Origin of the sequence: Alishewanella sp. d11, assembly GCF_049390205.1 — a bacterium.
Taxonomy (GTDB): Bacteria; Pseudomonadota; Gammaproteobacteria; order Enterobacterales; family Alteromonadaceae; genus Alishewanella.
Genome location: NZ_CP186547.1, coordinates 938273 through 958362 on the forward strand (window position 1 = coordinate 938273; position 20090 = coordinate 958362).

Below are 20090 nucleotides of genomic sequence, written 5' to 3' on the forward strand. Positions count from 1 at the left end.
ACACGTTTTTAGCATCAGCGCTTTGTTGCCAGATAGAGCGCGAATATTTCAGCAACTTTACCTCTGCTTTGGCCTTTCTGACTAATTGAACGCGCGACCTCTATCGTGTGCAATTCTGCTTGATGATAAATTTTACGCGTCCAAGTGGTATCGTGATTACTGATCAAGACACTGGTTCCTGCTGCTTGCGACTGTTCAGCCAAGATAGCTAGTTGAGCTTGATCATCAAGCGTAAAGCCTTGCCTTGCGTAGCTGGTAAAACTGGCAGTTTTACTTAAAGGCACATAAGGAGGATCGCAATAGACAACGTAATTAGGTTGTAACTGTTGAAACATCTGTTGATAGGAACAACAAAAAAACTCGGCCTGCTGCGATTTTTCTGCAAAGAAATAAAGCTCAGCTTCCGGAAAATAGGGCTTTTTATAACTTCCGAAGGGAACATTAAATTTTCCAGATAAATTATACCGGCATAGGCCGTTATAACCATGCCGATTCAAATACAAAAATAATAATGCCCGCTGATAAGGATCTGTTGCAGCATTAAATTCCTGTCTAAAGGCTAAATAACTGCTGCGTTGATTTGCACTAGCAGTAAAGAGTGTTTTCGCATCGGCGATATAACTTTCTGGCTGATGCTGAATAATTTTGTATAAGTCTATTAAGTCAGCATTGATATCATTTAACTGATATTTGGGATAATGCGTATTTAAAAATACCGATCCAGCACCAACAAAGGGCTCAACCAGGCAATCAGCTTCTGGTAGGTGCTGTTGTAACTGTGCGACAAGATTATATTTGCCGCCAGCCCATTTTAAAAAGGCCCGACTTTTCTTTTGTACCACTTAATTACCCTGATTGGTCTTAGCCAGTTTTAAACGTTGCCAGGCTTGTATTTCCTGTTGTACCGCACCAACCGTTTTGATGAAAGGTCCACTCGAATTGAGAGACTTTGGTAACTTCTCAATATATTGTTTGGCCAGAATGGAATTGGTAAAAGGTGTGCTCACAATAATCCATTGCGCTTTACCCTGCCAACTTCTTTGATACACCAAAATGGCTAATTGCGGATAATTTTGCCTAAATAGATTTAACGCATTTTCAGTTGATAAAACGGCAAGTTGTACCACTAGGTCTCTAGAGGACGCCGCTAGTAACGCTGTATGATCATAGATCGCTGCGCGCTCTTCTGTGCTATCAATCGTTGCTGAAGGCACTGGCAAAATACTTTCAGACGCTGCCGTCGAAGCGTTAGCTGCAGCAATCTCACTGTTATTACTCGTACTCTTTTCAGCAGCACTAATAGCCGAAACACCAGGCGCTTGAGGCTCATCCATGACAACCGCATTTTCAGGTACTAACGCAACTTGCTTGTCTACTTCAGGAAACTCAGGTAACTCAGTAATGTCAGTCAAAACAGGCTCTAATTCAGACTGGGTATGCTGTTCAACTTGAGGCACACTGTCCTGAGCTTGATCTGGCAATATAGAAACCGGCTCAGCGCGGACTAATTCAGGCGTGGCAACCTGCTCTTGCAGCATAAAGGCCAACACTAGCACCACTAACATCACGCCTATCGCCACCGGTAATAAGGGGAGTTTTTCGGCTGTTTTTCGTTCAGACTCTTTAGAATAAACAACATTCTTGGCAAGTACCTGATATAAACTCCCCTGACAATTCGCAAACCGCTCGGCCAGCAACAAAGGATTAAGTTTTTCAGCTTGTAATAAGTGTTCACAATCAGCCAATGTTAGGGCTGGAATAGCTAAATTTAACTGCACATCCTGTTGTGCCGAACTTGTAAACATAAAGGTTCTAACGGCTAAACTAGCCAACCAACTATGCTGCTCTGTTGTTAATTGCTCTGGGTTATCAATAATTAAAATCCATTCCGTCGAAGATGATTCCTGGGCAAGTTTACGCTCAAGCTCCGTAGTGACTAGATGCGCATCGGCAAACCATTGCTGCCCAAGTTGGGCCACCAGCTGGTCAATGGCAATAGGGGCTTGCAACAGCGCAACATTGACGGGGACTTCTTCGCACTCAGAGAATAACTCGGCAAGGGTCAACGCTAAGGTGCTTTTGCCACTGCCTTCAGGGCCAAAGATGGCAAGTCGAGTAAAGTCATTAAAAGCCAATTGAAACAACAAACGTGACAATAAATCACGCTGCGAAGGCAGCAGATAAGTAGAGTTGGCCAATTGCTGTTGTAGGCCTCGGATTTTCATCAGGCAAAAACTTGCAGTAGCTCGCTCTCAGTGACATCTGCGACAACACTGCTTTTACCCAGAGCGGTGGGTAACACAAAACGCATTTTACCAGCTTTCACTTTTTTATCTGCTTTCATATAAGGCAGAAAATCATGAATAGACATTGTCGGCGGTGGAGCAATAGGTAAATCGAACGCCATTAATAATGTCGAGCAAACCTCGACCTCTGCGGCCGTTAACCAACCACGACTGTGCGCCAGTTTAGCCGCCATCATCATTCCTGCAGCAACAGCCTCACCGTGCAACCAGGTGCCATAGCCCATAAAGGCCTCGATTGCATGGCCAAAGGTATGACCAAGATTCAGCAAGGCTCTTTCGCCTTGCTCTGTCTCGTCACGACTGACAATATCCGCTTTCATCTGGCAACAATGCCGAATCATCTGGGCTAAGATACTGGCATCATGTTGGCGTATAGCCTCGGCATGCTGCAACAGCCAATCAATAAATTGTCTATCACCGAGTAAGCCGTATTTTATAACTTCAGCCATGCCCGCCGCAAACTCACGCTGCGGTAAAGTCTGTAACACCGCAGTATTGATCACAACTTGTTCAGGTTGCTTAAAGGCACCGATCATATTCTTACCAAGTGGATGATTCACTGCAGTTTTACCGCCAACCGAGGAATCTACTTGTGATAACAAAGTCGTGGGTATCTGTACAAATCTTACACCACGTTGGTAGCAGGCAGCCACAAAACCGGTGAGATCGCCGATAACGCCCCCACCCAAAGCAACTAACACCAGATCACGGGACATTCTCTGTTCGAGTAAAAAAGATAAAACCTGCTCAAACGACGCTAAGGTTTTATGGGCTTCGCCATCAGGTAATAAAAAATGTAGCGGCTGTTGTTCAAACAAGCTGATAACAGATTGTAAGTAATGCTCTGCTACTACTGAATTGGAAATGATCACTACCTGAGCCGCTGCAGCTAACTCAGGCAGTAAACTGGTAAACTCATGGGTAATATTGATAGGGTAGCTGCGTTCGCCAAGTTGTACCTCAACTTTTTGCATTAGCAGCTCTCCCTGTTAGTTAAGATCGATGTTTAGAAACCAAGTTGTTCGATTATTTGATTGGCGACTGCGCGCGCACTTTGATCGTCAGTACGCACTGTGAAGTCAGCAATCTCAGTATAAAGTGGATTTCGCTCAGCAGCTAACCGCTCAAGCACCTCTTTCGGTTCTTCTTCAGTTTGCAGTAAAGGCCGCTTTTTATCACGCTGTGTTCTAGCTACCTGCTTTTCAATAGGCGTTTCCAAATAGACAACTATACCTCTTGCAGATAAGCGATTGCGCGTTTCTTTGCTTAACACTGAACCACCGCCGGTAGCCAGTACTATACCTTGAAGCTCAGTTAAATCCTGAATGACGTTTTCTTCACGCACACGGAATCCTTCCTCACCCTCCAAATCGAAAACCCAGGCAATATCTGCGCCAGTACGGCGTTCAATTTCCTGATCAGAATCATAAAATTCAAGATGCAGCATGTCTGCTAAATGGCGGCCAATTGTGCTTTTACCCGCACCCATAGGACCCACTAGGAAGATATTACGTTTTTCTGCCATATGTCGTATTGCTAAATCAGCTAACTCAAAGAAAAGTTGAATTCAAGGACCGTTAGGCTCCCACGAAAAATTGAAGCGCTGAATTATGTCAGGAATAGCCTTTCATTGGCAAGTTAATTCTGATTTACCTGTCAGCGAGTGCAGCAGTGTAACACTGCTGCACGGTGAATGTGTTACTGGCCTTCCGTCAAAATACGAGGTGTTACAAAGATTAACAACTCACTCTTCTCGTTAAGCTCACGCTTGTTACGGAACATTACACCTAGGTAAGGTATATCACCTAGCAAAGGCACTTTACTAACCGTTGAGACAATCTGCTGTTGGTAGATACCACCAAGCACGATGGTTTCACCATTATCGGCCAATACCTGCGTCATAATTTGCTGAGTATCAATAGCCGTAGCAGGACCTGTAGGCGTTTGCACCGTTTCACCACGAGTATTTTGCGTGATAACTAAATCAAGAATAATTTTATTATCTGGGGTGATTTGTGGGGTAACCGTAAGACTTAAGACCGCTTTCTTAAACTCTACCGTGGTTGCACCACTCGAAGCAGCTTGAACATAAGGAATTTCAACACCTTGCTCAATACGGGCTTCTTTTTGATTAGAAGTCGTAATGCGTGGGCTAGCAATTACTTCACCTTTATTTTCTTGTTCCAACGCTGATAATTCAAGGTCTAGTAAAGTACCATCCGCTAAACGCGCAACATGAAAGGCAATACTGCCAGCAGGGTTAGACACCGGTAAGTTAACGTTCCAACGATCGTCTAAGGTAGGCAAATTACCTGTAGAAATAGAGTTTGCCCCACTAGAATTACCAGAAACACCGCGATTCCCCCCACTACTGCTTTGCTGATCGCTTAATCCCCAACGGATACCTAGCTCATCAGTGACATTATCGTTCACAGTAACGATACGTGATTCAATTAATACTTGGCGTACCGGGATATCTAAACGCTGAATTAAGCTTCGGACATTTTCAATAATACGGGCAGTATCTTTAATTAAAATCGTATTGGTGCGCTCATCTACGACCACGCTACCCCGTGCTGACAACAAGGTGGCTTCTTTATTTGATAATAAGCCCGCTAGATCAGCCGCTTTAGCGTAATTGATTTGCAGAAAGTCAGAGAAAAGCGGTTCCAACTGCTCAACTTGCTGCCTTGCCTCTAATTCACGGGCTTCCCGAGAAGCGAGTTCTTCAGTTGGTGCCACCATCAGGATATTGCCTTCCATGCGGCGATCAAGCCCCTTCACCCGCAATACGATATCCAACGCTTGATCCCAAGGAATGCCATCCAGTCTTAAGGTCACATTACCACTGACAGAATCGCTGGTGACCAAGTTAAAGCCATTGTGATCAGCAATAATCTGTAACACGGTTCGAATTGGAATATCTTGGAAGTTAAGAGAAATAGGCTGGCCTTGATACTCTTTCTTTGCTCCAAGGCCACGATTAACCGCTTCTTTCTGCATAGTTAACGTGAAAATATTATCAACCTGCTGATAACTATAAGTAAATTGCTCAGTTGCATCTATGACTAAGCGCGTTGAGCTACCCTCTCTGAAGGTTTCGATAGTTTTAACAACAGTGGCGAAATCCAGCACATCTAATTCATATAAAAGCTCATCAGGAATACTGGTGTTGTGAAATTCAATTTCTAATTTGCCCAGCCTCTCCTGCACGTCAATGGCGGCAGAACTTTCTTTTAAAAACACTAAAACCCGACCATCGCCTTTATCACCGCGTCGAAAATCAATAGCTTGTAATTGATTGATAAAGCTTGGGTTAATCTCAGAAACTGTACCAGGGCGAGTGACCTGTGGCGTATCCGCCAAATGGATTGCAAAAATATTCTCACTCATCCGCGTCCGGTATACCTTTAATGACTCCATACCAATGACGGAGGTCACTCCTTGCTCTGTAAGCATCGAGCGGATTTGAGTAATACCTGCGCTATCAATCGCTACGTTAGCTAATCGAGGCTCTAACTCAGCTGCTGCAAAGCTCACACTTAGCCTAGCAGGGGAATTAAGCAAAGTAACTTCAGGCGTATTAGCCAGCGGCTCGTCAAAGATGAACTCAATTTCAGTTTCACCATTTAACAAAGGATTATAACGAACCTCATACAGCAAAGGAGAGGCTGTAACAGGCAAAGTGATTAACAAACAGGCTAAAAGCCACAAAGGGCTAAATTTACGTCCTGCATTTTTGATTCTAGCTAATTTATCCATAATATACTCACGTACCTAGTTGCCTGCTGCTGCAGCTTCGAACATCTGGACTCTTGTGTTTCGTTCTATCCAGCATCCTGAACCGTCAGGGATTAATTCTAGTAAATCGATATAAGTAGGTTGTACATTAAGAATCTTACCATGAAACAACCCCATGTAATTACCTGTAGATACTCTATGCACCACATTATCCGCTGATTCAACCAATGCCCAAAGCTTGTTGCTACCGCCTAATGTGCCACGCATTTTTAAGTTATCAAGAGCGAATCGCTCAAGTAGCTCTTTGCGTCTATCAGGATCAGGGTGTAAGCAGTCTTGTTGTTGTAAAAAGCGGTCCTGAATCGCTTCGGGTGTTGGCGCAACAAAAGGACTGCGCTCATTCGCTGCAGTATATTCAATATGAGTAAACTCCTTTGCTTGCGGCAACGGCTCGATGCGTTGTCTGGTATTCGCTTTTACATCATCCATGTAAGCTTGAATATCTTCTACACTATCAAAGCAGCCGCTTAACAACAGCAAAGAAAAGAAAGCAACTAACAAAGCTCTCATTTCGTTGTTTCCTTATAACGATAAGTTTTTGCAACAACATTAAAACGCAGGCGGTCATCCTTGTCAGCTTCTATAGTAAAGTCGTGTAAGCTAACTATTCGGGGAAGTTTAGCAACTTCACTGACAAAATTCCCAAACTGATGGTAATTGCCAATCACGTTAATCCGAATAGGCAGTTCGGTATAAAAGTCCTGCTCTACCTCTGGTTCCCAATTTATTCTAGTAAAAGTAAGACCGCTAGTGGTTCCTACGTAGGTAATATCATCCAGTAAGCCGGGGGTTTCATGGGTAGTTGGCAGCTGCTTTAACAAAAACGAAAAGGTTTTTTCCATTTCGTTCATTTGTTCACGGTAGGCTTCTAAATTTACTGCTGCCGCATAACGTCTTTGGTATAGCTGCCGTAATTCGGTTTCTTTTGCTGTGGCAGCCTGAAGCTGATCGATTTTGCTGTCGATCAAAAGATAGTAACTTAGAACAGAAACCAGAATAGCAACAATTAGCGCAAAAATAATCTTGACCACTAAAGGCCAAGAACCCATGTTTTCAAGGTCGAGGTCATTGACATCAAAATCTGCAGATTTAAGATTAAAGCTCACTATCGTCCTCCTTGAGTAGCACCGTTACCAGTCGCAGCTGCTTGTTCAAGTGCTTCATAACCACTTATTTTTAAGTGCATTTTAAAATCACTCAATAAACTTGAACGCTCACGTCCGGCTTCGATAAACTCCAAATACGGCTCAGTGAGTAACTCTGACTGCTCTGCCTCACGTAGCATATTAGATAATCGATTATTGGACTCACTTTTACCCACCAGTAATAATGAGGAGCCTTTTTTCTCTAACAGCGTTAAATAAACACCGTTTGGTACTATTTCTGCGATCTCAGTCATAATTTGCGTACCTAAGTTACGACTGCCTTGTAACTGTTCAATCAAATTCATGCGCTGCTGCAAACTGCGTTTGGTTTCGGTTAGATTCCGGATCTCCGCAATACGTTGATCTAAAATTGAAATTTCACTTTCTAAGTATTGATTACGTTTAGCTTGACCATCTAAACGTGCATTGTAAACCTGATTTATGATGAAAAAGAGTAAAAAACTACTCAAAGCCGTTAAAGCTAACACCATCACATAATTTTTTTGTTGCTCTTTGCGAGCCGCATCACGCCAAGGTAATAAATTTATATATGCCATGGCGAAAAACTCCTTAGTGCTAAACCACTGGCCACCATTAACTGCGGGGCAAACTTCTCTATTGCCTCACGCTCTATAGCGGGTGCCATTTCCATGCTGCTAAATGGATTCGCAATAACAGTGTGGATACCAAGCTCATCAATTAGCAATTTATCAATACCCTCAATCATCCCTGAGCCACCTGACACAATTAGGTAATCTATGGCATCCTTACCACTGCTGGTTAAATACATTTGTATACCGCGGCGGATTTGCTGTAATAACATCGTTTGAAACGGTGCCAGCACTTCAAAGGTATAATTGGGCGGCAAATCACCAGAGACTTTGGCTAACTCGGCTTCTTCATAGGTTTTGTTATAATATGACAAGATGCTGCGAGTGTATTGTTCACCACCAAATACCTGATCACGCGTGTAAAGCGTTTTACCGCCTTCTACAATACTTAATAAAGTCATAGTGGCGCCAATATCAACCAAGGCAACGACTTTGTTAGCTGCATCTGCGGGGAGCTGCCCCAAACAAAGCTCGGCAGCTCGACTTAACGCATAACTTTCTACATCAACAACTTTAGCGGTAAAGTCAGCACTGGCCAAGGCAGCCACCCTGCTTTCAATAGTTTCTGTTCTCGCTGCACTTAAAAGCACATTCACTTTTGAAGGGTCAGATTCGTTAACATCTAATTTTTCAAAATCAAGACTAACTTCGTTTAACGGATAAGGAATTAGCGTATCTGCTTCAACCTCAATCTGACTTTCTAGTTCAGCATCAGTTAAGGACACATCCATAAAAATGACTTTACTGATAACGGTAGAACCGGATATGGCAGCAGCGGCAAATTTAACGGAGCGTGGAATCTTTTTACGGATTTTGGTTAGAACTACACCAACCGCTTCAATATCCTGTATTTCACGATCAGTCATGGCGCCCTTGGCCATAGGTTCTATGGCAAAAGCTTCAACTTTATAATAGCCGTCTTGTATGCTTAATAGCACAGCTTTAACGGAGTGAGAGCCGATGTCGATTCCAACCATTACGGGTGATTTTTTGCTGAACAGGCTTTTTATCATGGCTTCCTGTAATCACTTAATTGTTTAAACACTTTTAATTGATCAAGCTTAGTTCTAACGCTAAGTTTAACAACAAAAAACGTTTAATCTCAGTCCAATAAATATATACTAGCAGCACAATTGCAGAATTGGGAGTGAAAAATTGGGGTCATATGGTGTCTTGGTTTAAAAAAATTTTAATTGTTTTAACATCCGGCTTCTTGTTAAGTTTAGTTGCTATTTTTGCAACTTATTTTTTACTTAAAAATCAATTGCCCGATGTTTCGACGTTAAAAGACGTTCGTCTACAAACACCAATGCAAATTTTTACTGCGGATGGTGAATTAATTTCTCAGTTTGGCGAGCAACGCCGCATTCCTCTTAAACTGGATGAAATGCCACCTTTACTGATCCAAGCCTTTTTAGCCATCGAAGATACGCGCTTTTATGACCATCCAGGGATTGATATTATCGGTATTATGCGCGCAGCGTCTGTCGTAGCTACGTCAGGGGAATTAAGCCAAGGTGCTAGTACCATAACACAACAGTTAGCACGCAATTTTTTCCTGACAAGGGAAAAGAAACTTATCCGTAAAATAAAAGAAATTTTCCTCGCAATTCATATCGAACAGCTATTAACTAAAGACGAGATCTTAGAGCTTTACCTGAATAAAATTGAACTTGGCCAACGTGCTTTTGGTGTAGGTGCAGCTGCTCAAGTCTATTTTGGTAAAACAGTACATGAACTTAGCGTTGATGAAATGGCGATTATTGCTGGCCTACCTAAAGCCCCTTCCATTCTAAATCCTGTTCGTTCAGCAAGTAATGCGCGAGCAAGACGAAATGTCGTCCTTGGCAGAATGTTAGATACCGGAGCTATTGACCAAGCCACTTACGAACAAGCTATTGCTGCACCTATTACCAGTCGTTTGCATGGCGCTCAAATTACTGCTTCAGCCCCTTATATTGCTGAGATGGCTCGCCAGCAAATGGTTGACCTATTTGGTGAAGAAGTCGCGTATTCTGATGGATTCAGAGTCTATACCACAGTCACTAGCCAGCAACAGGCTGCCGCGCTGCGTGCGCTGCAGCAAAACGTCTATGATTACGATGAACGCCATGGTTACCGCGGCCCAGTGGCACGCGCTTGGCAAGCGACGTTATTAGCCAAGGATGCAGAGACAGCCGAATTTACCGAAACAGGTCGCCTTGATGCAGAAGAATTACAACAGTATTTAAATCGACAGTCAGCAATTGAAGACCTTATCCCTGCAGTAGTAACGCATGTCGCACAACAAAGCGTTGATGTGATGCTAAAAGGGGGCCAATCAGTCACAATCGACTGGGAAGGCCTTAAATGGGCGCGTAGCTTTATTAATGATGAACGGCAAGGCGCAGCACCGAAAACCGCCGCAGCGATACTCGCCCCAGGCATGCACATTCTCGTGCGCCAACAAGATAAGGCTTGGCGTTTAAGTCAGGTGCCTGCTGTCAGCAGTGCTCTTATCGCTTTAGATCCTCAAAACGGTGCTATCAGAGCCTTAGTCGGCGGCTTTAGTTTTGCTCAAAGTCAATTTAATCGTGTCATTCAAGCTAAAAGGCAAGTAGGATCGAACATTAAGCCCTTTATTTACTCTGCCGCGTTAGAGCAAGGTTATACACTAGCAAGTATCATAAATGATGCGCCTATACATCAATGGGATAGCAATGCAGGTATCGCTTGGCGTCCTAAAAACTCACCAGCGGTGTATGATGGCCCTATCCGTATTCGTGAAGCTTTAGCAAAATCAAAAAACGTTGTTTCAATCAGACTCTTGCGTGCGGTAGGCATTGATGCGGGTATTGAACATCTGCAAAAATTTGGTTTTGCTGCTACAGATCTGCCCCGTAATGAAACCTTGGCTTTAGGTTCTGCTTCCTCAACCCCCTTAGAAGTGGCAACGGGCTATGCGGTGTTTGCTAACGGTGGTTTTTTAGTGCAACCTTATTTAATTGAAAAGGTTTTTAATGCTGACAATCAGTTAATTTATGCACATAAGCAGGTTGTTGCCTGTGATGATTGCCAACCTAGCAAGACTCACAATGACAACCAGCATGCAGCGTTACTCGATGAAAACACTGTGGTTGAGCATGCTATTACTGCAGCACCAAGAGTGATCAGTGCTCAGAATGCCTTCTTAATTGCCGATGCCTTAAAAAGTAGTATTTGGGGAGGCGGTAACTGGCAACAAGGCACCGGCTGGAATGGCACCGCTTGGAAAGCGCAGAGCTTAGGTCGCAGAGATATTGCAGGTAAAACCGGTACTACTAATGATTCAAAAGATACGTGGTTCTCTGGCTTTACGCCACAACTGGTGGTTACTAGCTGGGTCGGTTTTGATGATGCAAATCGTAGTTTAGGTAGGGCTACTTGGAATGCTAATTTAGGACGAGATCAAAGCTCGGGAACAGAGGCTGGAGCTCGGACAGCTTTACCTGCTTGGCTGAGTTTTATGCGGGATGTGTTGCCGTCTTACCCAGAGCAAACACTCACTCCACCCATAGGAATTTCGTCGGTTAGAATTGATTTGGCCTCTGGTTTATTAAGTCGGCGCAATGATTATACAAGCGCATTTGAGTTTTTTAAACTGGGTAGCGAACCAACGCAATATGCAGCGGGTAGCCTGCCGCTCGTCCAATTTGGTGAAGAAAAACCTGAGAAAGCCGCTGAGCTTGATGAGTTATTTTGAGCAGAAATTGTTATAGCAAAACATAGCCCTGTCTTAATTTAAAAAACCGGCATTGCCGGTTTTTTAAATTTCTGAATTGCGCTATCAAACTATCAAACTATCAAACTATCAAACTATCAAACTATCAAACTATCAAACCATAGCTGATTTTCTTTTAACGCTTTTAACACCTGCTCTGGCGACGTGCCACCAAAAGCCGCGCGCTTCGCTAAACCCGCTTCAATGGTTAAAGCCGCAAACACATCTGCTGCAATTAACGAGCATACTTGCTGCATTTCGGCTAAGGGTAAGGCTTCTAATGCTACCTTTGCCGCTGAAGCTTTTAACACTAAGGCACCTGATAGCTCATGGGCATCGCGAAATGGAATGCCTTTATCCACCAGATAGTCAGCCAAATCAGTGGCATTACTATACCCCAGCTCGGCTGCACGGCGGCACTGCGCAGTATTAACACTGAGATGCGGTAACACTGTGGCAAGTACCAATAACGATTGCTGCCAGGTCGCCATCAGATCAAAAAAGCCTTGCTTATCTTCCTGCATATCTTTGTTGTACGCTAAAGGTAAGCCTTTGATCACATGAATAATGGCGACCAAATGGCCCAGCACCCGACCGGTTTTGCCACGTAATAGCTCAAACACATCTGGGTTTTTCTTTTGTGGCATTAAAGATGAGCCACTGCTGATGGCATCACCCAGTTTAAAGAAACCGGCTTCGCCTGAGCAGAAGAAAATCACATCTTCAGATAAACGCGATAAGTGGGTCATACACAAACTGGCCGCAGCTGATAACTCGACCACATAATCACGATCCGATACCGCATCTAGGCTATTGGCTGCCGGCACCGCAAAACCTAAGCGCTGTGCTAAGGTATGCCGATCCATCGCCACGCCTGTACCCGCCAGAGCACCACAACCTAAGGGACAGCTATCTAAGCGCACGACCGCATCATCAAGCCGCCCCAAATCACGCTTAAACATTTCCACATAGGCCAAAGCCCAGTGTGCAACCAATACCGGCTGTGCCCGCTGCAAGTGGGTAAAGCCTGGCATCACCGCCGTTTCTGCACGGTCAGCAAATACCAACAAGGCTTTAATGGCCGCTAACAACGACTGGCGTACCTGCCCTGCATTTAAACGCGTCCATAACCGCAGATCCGTTGCCACTAAATCGTTGCGGCTACGACCCGTATGCAGCTTTTTCGCCACATCACCTAACTTAGCTGTAAGCTGGGCTTCCACCCAGCTATGGATATCCTCTTCCTGCGTTTGTAGCGGTAACTTGGGATCCGCTGCAATCGCAACCGCTAAGTCGGCTAAGCCTGTATCCAACTGTTGCGCTTCTGACTGGTTGATAATACCCGCTTGCAATAAGCCGGCAGTCCAAGCTCTGGATGCCTCGATATCTTGCAAGGCTAACTGATAGTCAAAGCTTAGCGAATCGTTAAAATCGCGAAACTCTGCCAATGTTGCTTCCGTGAAGCGACCTCCCCACATCGCCATAATGCTTAATCCTTGTTCGCGTGTAAGGCACGGATGCGGCTGGCCAAACTGTATAAACGGATAAAGCCTTCGGCATCTTTCTGGTTGTACACTTCGTCACCTTCAAAGGTAGCAAAGGCCTCTGAATACAGGCTATTGGGCGAACGGCGTTTTGCTACGGTCACATTACCTTTGTATAGCTTAATCACTACATCACCGGTCAGTTGTTGTGCCAGTGACGTTGCTGCCGCCAGTAAGGCGTCTTTGAGTGGCGTAAACCAGCGACCATCGTAGACCAACTGGGCAAACTCTTGGCCGACTTCTTCACGGTATTTCAGCGAGGTACGATCATAAACTAAGGCTTCTAAGCCTTTTAATGCCGCCAGTAAAATGGTGCCGCCCGGGGTTTCATAACAGCCGCGAGATTTCATGCCAACTAACCGGTTTTCCACAATATCAATACGACCAATACCGTGCTCTGAACCAATTTCGTTTAACAGTTCAATGGCAGCAACACCACCCAACGCCTGACCATTAATTTTGGTCAGCTCACCTGCCGCGAAGCTTAGCTCAACATAGGCCGCTTGATCCGGCGCTTGCTCTGGCGATTTAGTCCACATCCAGATCTGCTCTGATGGCTCATTCCATGGATTTTCAATTTCGCCGCCTTCGTGCGAAATATGCCAAAGATTAGCATCACGGCTGTAAATCTTGGTCGCGGAAGCCGTAGTAGGAATTTGCTTTTCGGCTAAATAATCTAACAGTGATTGGCGAGAATTAAATTCCCACTCACGCCAAGGCGCAATCACTTTTAACTGTGGCGCCAGCGCCGCAAAGGCACCTTCAAAACGCACTTGATCGTTACCTTTACCGGTGCAGCCATGACAAAGCGCATCCGCGCCCAGTTCTAAGGCTAATTTGACCTGAGCACGGGCAATCACCGGGCGCGCCATAGAAGTACCTAACAGGTATTGGCCTTCATATACGGCACCGGTTTTCAATGTTGGGAAGATCACTTCATTCACCAGCTCTTCGCGCAGGTCAACTACATAACAGCTGCTGGCGCCCGATTTAATGGCTTTTTCTTCTACGCCGGCCAGCTCTTCATCGCCTTGCCCCACATTGGCTACAAAGGCGATAACTTCACAGTTATAGTTATCTTTTAACCAAGGCACGATAGCCGAGGTATCTAAACCACCTGAATAGGCCAATACGACTTTTTTAATGTTACTCGCGCTCATCACAACCTCAACTAAATAAACTGACTAAAACGGCATTTTGTGCATGCATCCGGTTTTCGGCTTGCTGCAATACCAAAGAGTACTCACTGTCTAGCACTTCGCTGGTTACTTCCTGACCGCGATGTGCCGGCAAACAATGCATAAAATGTTTTACGGCTAAACGCTGCATTACTGCAGTGTTGATTTGATAAGGACTAAACAACTGCTCAATTAATGCCGGATCGGCTCGGGTACCCATCGATAACCACGTATCGGTATAGATAGCATCAGCACCCGCAGCAGAAGACACATGCTGACTTAAGGTTAATTTAGCACCACTTTGCCGCGCCATTTCCTGTGCTTTTAGCAGCACATGCGCATCTGGGCCAAAACCTTGTGGCGTGATCACCGTTAAATCCATCCCCATAATGGCCGCACCTAGCATTAAAGAATGACAGACATTATTACCATCGCCGACAAAGGCCAAATGCACCTTGCTTAAATCATCGTATTGCTCTTTTAGCGTTAATAAATCGGCTAAGGCTTGGCAAGGATGATAAAGATCGCTTAAGGCATTAATCACCGGCTTTTTACTACTTAGCGATAATTGCACTAAGGTTTTTTGAGAGTAAACCCGCGCCACGATGGCATCGGTCCAGCACGCCAGATTGCTACCAAAATCTTCCACTGACTCACGCACGCCCATAGCACCGTTTTGCAAATCAAGGTAAACGCTATGACCACCAAGTTTGTTAATACCGACATCAAAACTGACGCGGGTTCGCAATGAAGGCTTCTCAAACAACAGCGCTATGCTGCGCCCTTTTAAGGCGGTTTGATAATCTTGTGGACTTTGTTTGATCTTAATTGCCAGATCCAATAGCTCTGACAATTGTGCTTGATCCAGTTCAGCTAAACATAGCAGCTGGGTTAGTTTACTCATAAAACACGCGTTATCCGCTAAGCGGTATCCTTATTGCTAAAGCGCCTTTGGCGCATCGGTTAGTACAAAATACAGGTGCCCACGGGCTTGTCCTGCATCAGATTCATCAGATCGTCTGGGTTCTGCCAACCCGCGACTACGATATTACTCTTTAGCGCAGCAGCAGTGTCTAAGGCAGCATCTAACTTAACTTTCATACCGCCTTTAATTACGCCTTGCGCCACTAACTGTGCGGCATGCTCCGTCGAAAGCTCAGGAATAAGCTGCATATTGCCATCCAAAATTCCCGGCACATCGGTCAGTAATACCAACTGGCCTTTGACTAATTGGCAAATCGCAGCAGCGGCTAAATCAGCATTAACATTTAATAATTGCCCTTCGCTACCAATACCAATAGAGCTAAACACGGGGGTAAAGCCCTCAGCGAGGAGCACATTAAGTAAGGTCGCATCAGCCGGCTTAGCAATACCTACAGCGCCCAGCTGGGTATTAACCGTAAACTGGCACGCATTACCGGCAGAGAGGTTTAAGCCCACCGGTTTTAAGCCCTGTAACATGGCGCGACTCACCATTTCTGCGTTTACCGCACCATCTAAGGCACCGGTAATCACCGGCATTTGCTCGGCAGGCGACACGCGCTGACCATCAATTTTTTCGGTAGTAAAGCCAAATTTCGCCAGCCATTGATCAACCTGATCGCCACCACCATGCACCAGAATAACGGGTCTTCGCTGTTTAATACTGGCACATACCGCCAGTAAGGCATCCAGTGCATTGCGATCCTGTAATAAACGACCGCCCATTTTCAGCACGACCGGCTTCATACTAAAGCTCCTGGTAATAACCCGGCGGTTTCCGGCTTAGCGAATCTGACATTGGCGGCCTGCATTGCTTGGGCAGCGGCACCTTTTAATAAATTATCAATGGCCGACATAATCACTAATTGTTCACCATCTTGCTGCCAGTAAAGATCACAGAATGGCGTACCAGCCACGTCGGCGACATTCGGCGATTTGCTGCTAAACCGAATGAGCGGCTTATGTTGATAAGCCTCAGCAAAGACTGCATTAACTTGCTCAGGCGTTACCCCTGCTTTTAAATTCACCACACAGGTTGCTAAAATACCGCGTTTAAAATTGCCTAGATGTGGCGTGAATACCACCTTACGACCCAAGTTTTGTTCAATTTCCGGACGATGGCGGTGTTTAAAAAAGCCATAAGCATTCAAACCCACTTCACAAAATGAGGTCGTTAAACTCGCTTTACGACCAGCGCCAGATACACCACTGGTAGCACTAATAACCGGAATACAATCATCTGCGACTAAATTGGCTTTTAACACTGGTAATAACGCCAGAGAACAGGCAGTGGGATAACAACCCGGCACTGAAACTAAATCACCCAACGGGCCAGTTTGCCATTCCATGAGTGAATAAACGGCTTGCTCTAACAGCTCTGGATGCTGATGGGCATAGCCATAATATTGTGGATAGAGCTCGGGCTGTTTTAAACGAAAGGCACCGGATAAATCGAACACCTTTATGCCTTTCGCTAGTAGCTTAGGGGCAATTTCTTCACTGGCTTCGTGCGGTAAGGCCAAAAAGGCCACATCGATCGCTAAGCTCTCGATTAATGTATCTGACCAAGGCTCAACCAGAATATCGATTTGCTGTTGAAATCTAGGATATAAATTTGCGAAAGGCTCAGCGACACGCCCAGCAGAGGCAAAGGCATAACTCAGCTCAAAATAAGGATTAGCCGCAAGTAAGGCACACAGCTCGGCACCGCTGTAACCTGCAGCACCTAAGACGGCGCTGCGAATTTTAGTATCTTGATGATCGACTGACATGAACCACTCTTCACAATAAAAAATAGGCTAACAGTTATAGCACAAATCGAGGGCTAGTGTAGAACGAAGGGCATGCACAATCAAGAATTATTATGCTGTTTTTATGAATTATTATCCAAAAAATGATCGGAAATGATGACTCGATTTCGGCCTTCGCGTTTAGCTCGATATAGAGCATGATCCGCACTGAGCAACATTTGCGCCAATTCCAGCTTGGCATTTGAGGTTAAGCCAATACTGATGGTCATACTCAAATCAGCTGATAGCTCACTAAAGTCACATTTTTCAAGTTTTTCTCTTAATCGCTCGCAGACTTCTGCTGCAGCTGCCAAGCTGGTGTCTGGAAATAATATAACAAACTCTTCTCCACCCCATCGGGCAACCAAGTCAACACTACGACTTTGTTGTTTGAGCAAAGTCGCAATTCGCTTTAACACCTCATCGCCCATAGCATGAGAAAGCTTATCGTTCACTTGTTTAAAATGATCGACATCTAACAAGGCTAAGCAGAGTGAAGAGTTTGAACGATGCGCGCGTTGATATTCATTTTGCAGAACTTCATCAAAAGCGCGGCGATTTGCTAATCCGGTTAAGGCATCCTGCTTGGCCAGTATTTGCAACTCCAACGTTTGTTCAGAGACTAATTTTAGTAAGCGTATTTCATTCCGTTTTAAGCTGCTTAAGCGCCAACGAACCAGCATAAAAATTGCCGCAACTAAAGCGAACAAAATCAGTAATTGAAACCAACCACGCTGCCATAAGTACGGCTGGATTTCAAAGGATAACTGCGCTTCATTCTGACTCCAACTGCCCCCCGGATAGGCAGCAGTTACCCTAAAACGATAATTGCCTGGAGGCAGATTGGTGTACTCAGCGGCAGTGTAAATCGTTCTAAGTACCCAATCCTGATCAAACCCTTCCAGCAAAGTTCGATATTGAATGCGCTCAGACATAATATAGCCTAAGCCAGCATAATGAATTTCAACACGATTAGTGCCTGCAGGTAATGGCTGTAGATCGGCAAGGCGTTGTTTGACACCATCTACTACTAAGTTTTCAATCACCACTGGTGGCAGCAATTTTGCAAACTGCTGCAAACGCAAAGGTTGTACTCGACTCACCCCAATCGACGTGGCCACCCAAACAGAACCATCATAATGCAGCGCTGCCGCTTTAGCTGAGCCACCATTCGCCTGAGAGCTTGCCATACCATCACTTTCGCCAAATAATTCATAGGAAACCTGCTGTCTTTTACCTGAAATAACATCTAAGGCATCTGCTCGGTTTATTCGTAACACACCTCTATTACTACTAATCCAAAAATAGCCATGCTGGTCTAACACCAGTTGAAACAATTTATCAAAGGGCATGCCTTGCGCCCGCCCAATCATACTCATGCGGCCTGAGGTTAAATCGTAAGCAACCAAGCCCCTATCCGTGGTCATCCACAGGATGTCTGCAGTACTATCTTCAGTAAAACCAAAAGCATAGTCGGCATTATCTAAAGTCGAAAAATCTAGTACTTGGAAAACATTGTCACTATAGATGGCAACCCCAGCACCAGTACCGATAAAGATGTCACCCGCCTGACTTTGATACAAGGCCATCACAAAAGGGCTAGGTAAACCGTCAGCCTTTCCATAGCTGACGATGCCTTTGGTATCAATCCGACTAGCGCCCAATGCGGTGCCAACCCAAACTGTACCATCCGTTAATGGCAACACTGACCTGACTTCATTTGCTAGCAATCCCTTATCAGCATTAAAATGACGCGTAATATTGCCCTGTTTTAGCTCAATCAAACCATCAGCATAAGTGCCGACCCAGAGGCTTTGCTCGGGGCCTTCCGCTAAACTTAATACAGACTGGCCAACACTAACCGGACTTAAATCAACAGTGTCTATCTTGCCAGCACAGTAGCGGTTTAAACCTCGACTAGTACCAATATACATACAACCATCAGAATGCGATAACACCGAGCGAACGTAGTTATCTGCAAGGCCATGTGCTGTGGTAAAAGTGCTGAAGGGCGCATCCCTTAGCCGGAACACCCCACCATTTGTCCCTACCCATAAATTTTTCTCCGCATCAAGCAATAACGCTAAGATACGGTTGTTAGGTAAGCCTTGTTGGATTGTTAGCTCTTCCGTAACACCTGCATGTTGCCGGAACAAACCACGGTCAATAGTGCCGATCCACAGCACATCGTTATTTTCAAACAATAGCGCAGAAATAGGTACATTAGCTAGCAGCGTAATAGGCTTATCTTCAAGCGAGCTAGAAAGAAATAAGCCCCGTTCAGTGCCAACCAGCAACTGGTCTTTTTCATTAATGGCTAATGCAAATACCGGAACATTATTATATGCCTCCGGCGCAACGGCTTGGATATTCAGCTGCTCATCAAGATAAACTAAACCATCTGAGGTCCCAACCCAAATACGACCTTGCTGATCTTCAATTAAGCTATGAACTTGTTCTGACGGTAAACCCTGCTGCCGTAAATAATGGATACGCTGACCCGCTTGGTCTTGCATAAAGAGCCCATTACCTTCAGTGGCTATCCATAATCGTTCTTGAGAATCAAGTAACAGACGATTAATCAGCACTCCAAGCGGTTCAAAAGCCTGCCATTGCCCGGCACTAACCCGCACCAAGCCGCCGCGGGAACCGCCGATCCAAAGGCTACCATGCCGATCTAGATGAAATGTTCTGACACCAACATCAGGTAAACCAGTTTCAGGACTGCGATCAAAAATTCGGAATTCCCGACCATTATATCGGGCAACACCTTCCCAAGTACCAAACCACAGGTAACCATCGGCAGTTTGCGCTAATGCATTGATCGTATTGTGAGGTAAACCATGACGGGTATTAAGGCTTTCTTTAAAGTAATTCTCTAAAGAAGGTACTGCAGTGTTGGCGTTAGATAGCCCAAGTGAGACTGTTGGGATCAACAATAAACACCAACAAGCTAGAGCTAAGCATAAATAACGCAAATACAACAAAGGCATTC

General features: G+C 44.9%; 16 protein-coding genes. 1 reads left to right on the plus strand and 15 read right to left on the minus strand.

Annotation, left to right across the window (positions count from 1 at the left end; all coding sequences use genetic code 11):
• Positions 1 to 14 precede the first annotated feature (14 nt).
• The 9 genes from ACO1PK_RS04350 to ACO1PK_RS04390 form a co-directional block, all read right to left on the minus strand.
• Positions 15 to 842, minus strand: a complete 828-nt coding sequence (locus tag ACO1PK_RS04350; protein ID WP_423187451.1) for a Dam family site-specific DNA-(adenine-N6)-methyltransferase — start codon at positions 840 to 842, stop codon at positions 15 to 17.
• Positions 843 to 2225 carry an SPOR domain-containing protein gene (locus ACO1PK_RS04355; protein ID WP_423187452.1) on the minus strand — a complete coding sequence of 461 codons (1383 nt, stop codon included), beginning with the start codon at positions 2223 to 2225 and terminating at the stop codon, positions 843 to 845.
• A complete protein-coding gene (gene aroB / locus ACO1PK_RS04360) occupies positions 2225 to 3280 on the minus strand; it encodes a 3-dehydroquinate synthase (RefSeq protein ID WP_423187453.1) in 1056 nt (351 codons plus the stop codon). Before aroB ends, ACO1PK_RS04355 begins: the two co-directional genes overlap by 1 nt.
• 32 nt (positions 3281 to 3312) lie before the next feature.
• A complete protein-coding gene (gene aroK, locus ACO1PK_RS04365) occupies positions 3313 to 3831 on the minus strand; it encodes a shikimate kinase AroK (RefSeq protein ID WP_423187454.1) in 519 nt (172 codons plus the stop codon).
• A 173-nt stretch (positions 3832 to 4004) separates the two neighbouring features.
• Positions 4005 to 6068, minus strand: a complete 2064-nt coding sequence (locus tag ACO1PK_RS04370) for a type IV pilus secretin PilQ (RefSeq protein WP_423187455.1) — start codon at positions 6066 to 6068, stop codon at positions 4005 to 4007.
• A gap of 15 nt (positions 6069 to 6083) precedes the next feature.
• Complete coding sequence (locus ACO1PK_RS04375; RefSeq protein ID WP_423187456.1) at positions 6084 to 6617, minus strand: pilus assembly protein PilP; 534 nt, start codon at positions 6615 to 6617, stop codon at positions 6084 to 6086.
• Positions 6614 to 7213: a type 4a pilus biogenesis protein PilO gene (locus ACO1PK_RS04380; protein WP_423187457.1), complete on the minus strand. Its 600-nt coding sequence runs from the start codon at positions 7211 to 7213 to the stop codon at positions 6614 to 6616. The genes ACO1PK_RS04375 and ACO1PK_RS04380 overlap by 4 nt, the downstream gene beginning before the upstream one ends.
• Positions 7213 to 7809 (minus strand): PilN domain-containing protein, encoded by a 597-nt coding sequence (locus ACO1PK_RS04385; RefSeq protein ID WP_423187458.1) that lies wholly within the window; start codon positions 7807 to 7809, stop codon positions 7213 to 7215. The genes ACO1PK_RS04380 and ACO1PK_RS04385 overlap by 1 nt, the downstream gene beginning before the upstream one ends.
• Positions 7797 to 8876, minus strand: coding sequence for a pilus assembly protein PilM (locus tag ACO1PK_RS04390; protein WP_423187459.1), 1080 nt, complete (start codon positions 8874 to 8876; stop codon positions 7797 to 7799). Before ACO1PK_RS04390 ends, ACO1PK_RS04385 begins: the two co-directional genes overlap by 13 nt.
• Positions 8877 to 9031: 155 nt before the next feature.
• Here ACO1PK_RS04390 and ACO1PK_RS04395 point away from each other — a divergent pair, with 155 nt between their 5' ends.
• The gene (locus tag ACO1PK_RS04395) at positions 9032 to 11584 is read left to right on the plus strand and encodes a penicillin-binding protein 1A (RefSeq protein ID WP_423188165.1); all 2553 of its coding nucleotides are present in this window, start codon (positions 9032 to 9034) and stop codon (positions 11582 to 11584) included.
• A 116-nt stretch (positions 11585 to 11700) separates the two neighbouring features.
• Here ACO1PK_RS04395 and argH read toward each other — a convergent pair whose 3' ends face one another.
• The 6 genes from argH to ACO1PK_RS04425 form a co-directional block, all read right to left on the minus strand.
• Entirely contained in the window at positions 11701 to 13086 is a 1386-nt protein-coding gene (gene argH, locus ACO1PK_RS04400) for an argininosuccinate lyase (RefSeq protein ID WP_423187460.1), read from the minus strand.
• Positions 13087 to 13091: 5 nt separating this feature from the next.
• Complete coding sequence (locus tag ACO1PK_RS04405; RefSeq protein ID WP_423187461.1) at positions 13092 to 14306, minus strand: argininosuccinate synthase; 1215 nt, start codon at positions 14304 to 14306, stop codon at positions 13092 to 13094.
• A 7-nt stretch (positions 14307 to 14313) separates the two neighbouring features.
• A complete protein-coding gene (locus tag ACO1PK_RS04410; RefSeq protein ID WP_423187462.1) occupies positions 14314 to 15228 on the minus strand; it encodes an ornithine carbamoyltransferase in 915 nt (304 codons plus the stop codon).
• A gap of 59 nt (positions 15229 to 15287) precedes the next feature.
• Entirely contained in the window at positions 15288 to 16052 is a 765-nt protein-coding gene (gene argB, locus ACO1PK_RS04415) for an acetylglutamate kinase (RefSeq protein WP_423187463.1), read from the minus strand.
• Entirely contained in the window at positions 16049 to 17077 is a 1029-nt protein-coding gene (gene argC / locus ACO1PK_RS04420; RefSeq protein WP_423187464.1) for an N-acetyl-gamma-glutamyl-phosphate reductase, read from the minus strand. Before argC ends, argB begins: the two co-directional genes overlap by 4 nt.
• Before the next feature lie 101 nt (positions 17078 to 17178).
• A complete protein-coding gene (locus ACO1PK_RS04425; RefSeq protein WP_423187465.1) occupies positions 17179 to 20088 on the minus strand; it encodes a diguanylate cyclase in 2910 nt (969 codons plus the stop codon).
• Between the last annotated feature and the right edge of the window lie 2 nt (positions 20089 to 20090).

Excerpts from the sequence above, each read along its gene's own strand:
- ACO1PK_RS04355 (WP_423187452.1), bottom strand. The coding sequence starts at position 2,225 with ATGAAAATCCGAGGCCTACAACAGCAATTGGCCAACTCTACTTATCTG.
- aroB (WP_423187453.1), bottom strand. The coding sequence starts at position 3,280 with ATGCAAAAAGTTGAGGTACAACTTGGCGAACGCAGCTACCCTATCAAT.
- aroK (WP_423187454.1), bottom strand. The coding sequence starts at position 3,831 with ATGGCAGAAAAACGTAATATCTTCCTAGTGGGTCCTATGGGTGCGGGT.
- ACO1PK_RS04370 (WP_423187455.1), bottom strand. The coding sequence starts at position 6,068 with ATGGATAAATTAGCTAGAATCAAAAATGCAGGACGTAAATTTAGCCCT.
- ACO1PK_RS04375 (WP_423187456.1), bottom strand. The coding sequence starts at position 6,617 with ATGAGAGCTTTGTTAGTTGCTTTCTTTTCTTTGCTGTTGTTAAGCGGC.
- ACO1PK_RS04385 (WP_423187458.1), bottom strand. The coding sequence starts at position 7,809 with ATGGCATATATAAATTTATTACCTTGGCGTGATGCGGCTCGCAAAGAG.
- ACO1PK_RS04390 (WP_423187459.1), bottom strand. The coding sequence starts at position 8,876 with ATGATAAAAAGCCTGTTCAGCAAAAAATCACCCGTAATGGTTGGAATC.
- argH (WP_423187460.1), bottom strand. The coding sequence starts at position 13,086 with ATGGCGATGTGGGGAGGTCGCTTCACGGAAGCAACATTGGCAGAGTTT.
- ACO1PK_RS04405 (WP_423187461.1), bottom strand. The coding sequence starts at position 14,306 with ATGAGCGCGAGTAACATTAAAAAAGTCGTATTGGCCTATTCAGGTGGT.
- ACO1PK_RS04410 (WP_423187462.1), bottom strand. The coding sequence starts at position 15,228 with ATGAGTAAACTAACCCAGCTGCTATGTTTAGCTGAACTGGATCAAGCA.
- argB (WP_423187463.1), bottom strand. The coding sequence starts at position 16,052 with ATGAAGCCGGTCGTGCTGAAAATGGGCGGTCGTTTATTACAGGATCGC.
- argC (WP_423187464.1), bottom strand. The coding sequence starts at position 17,077 with ATGTCAGTCGATCATCAAGATACTAAAATTCGCAGCGCCGTCTTAGGT.
- ACO1PK_RS04425 (WP_423187465.1), bottom strand. The coding sequence starts at position 20,088 with ATGCCTTTGTTGTATTTGCGTTATTTATGCTTAGCTCTAGCTTGTTGG.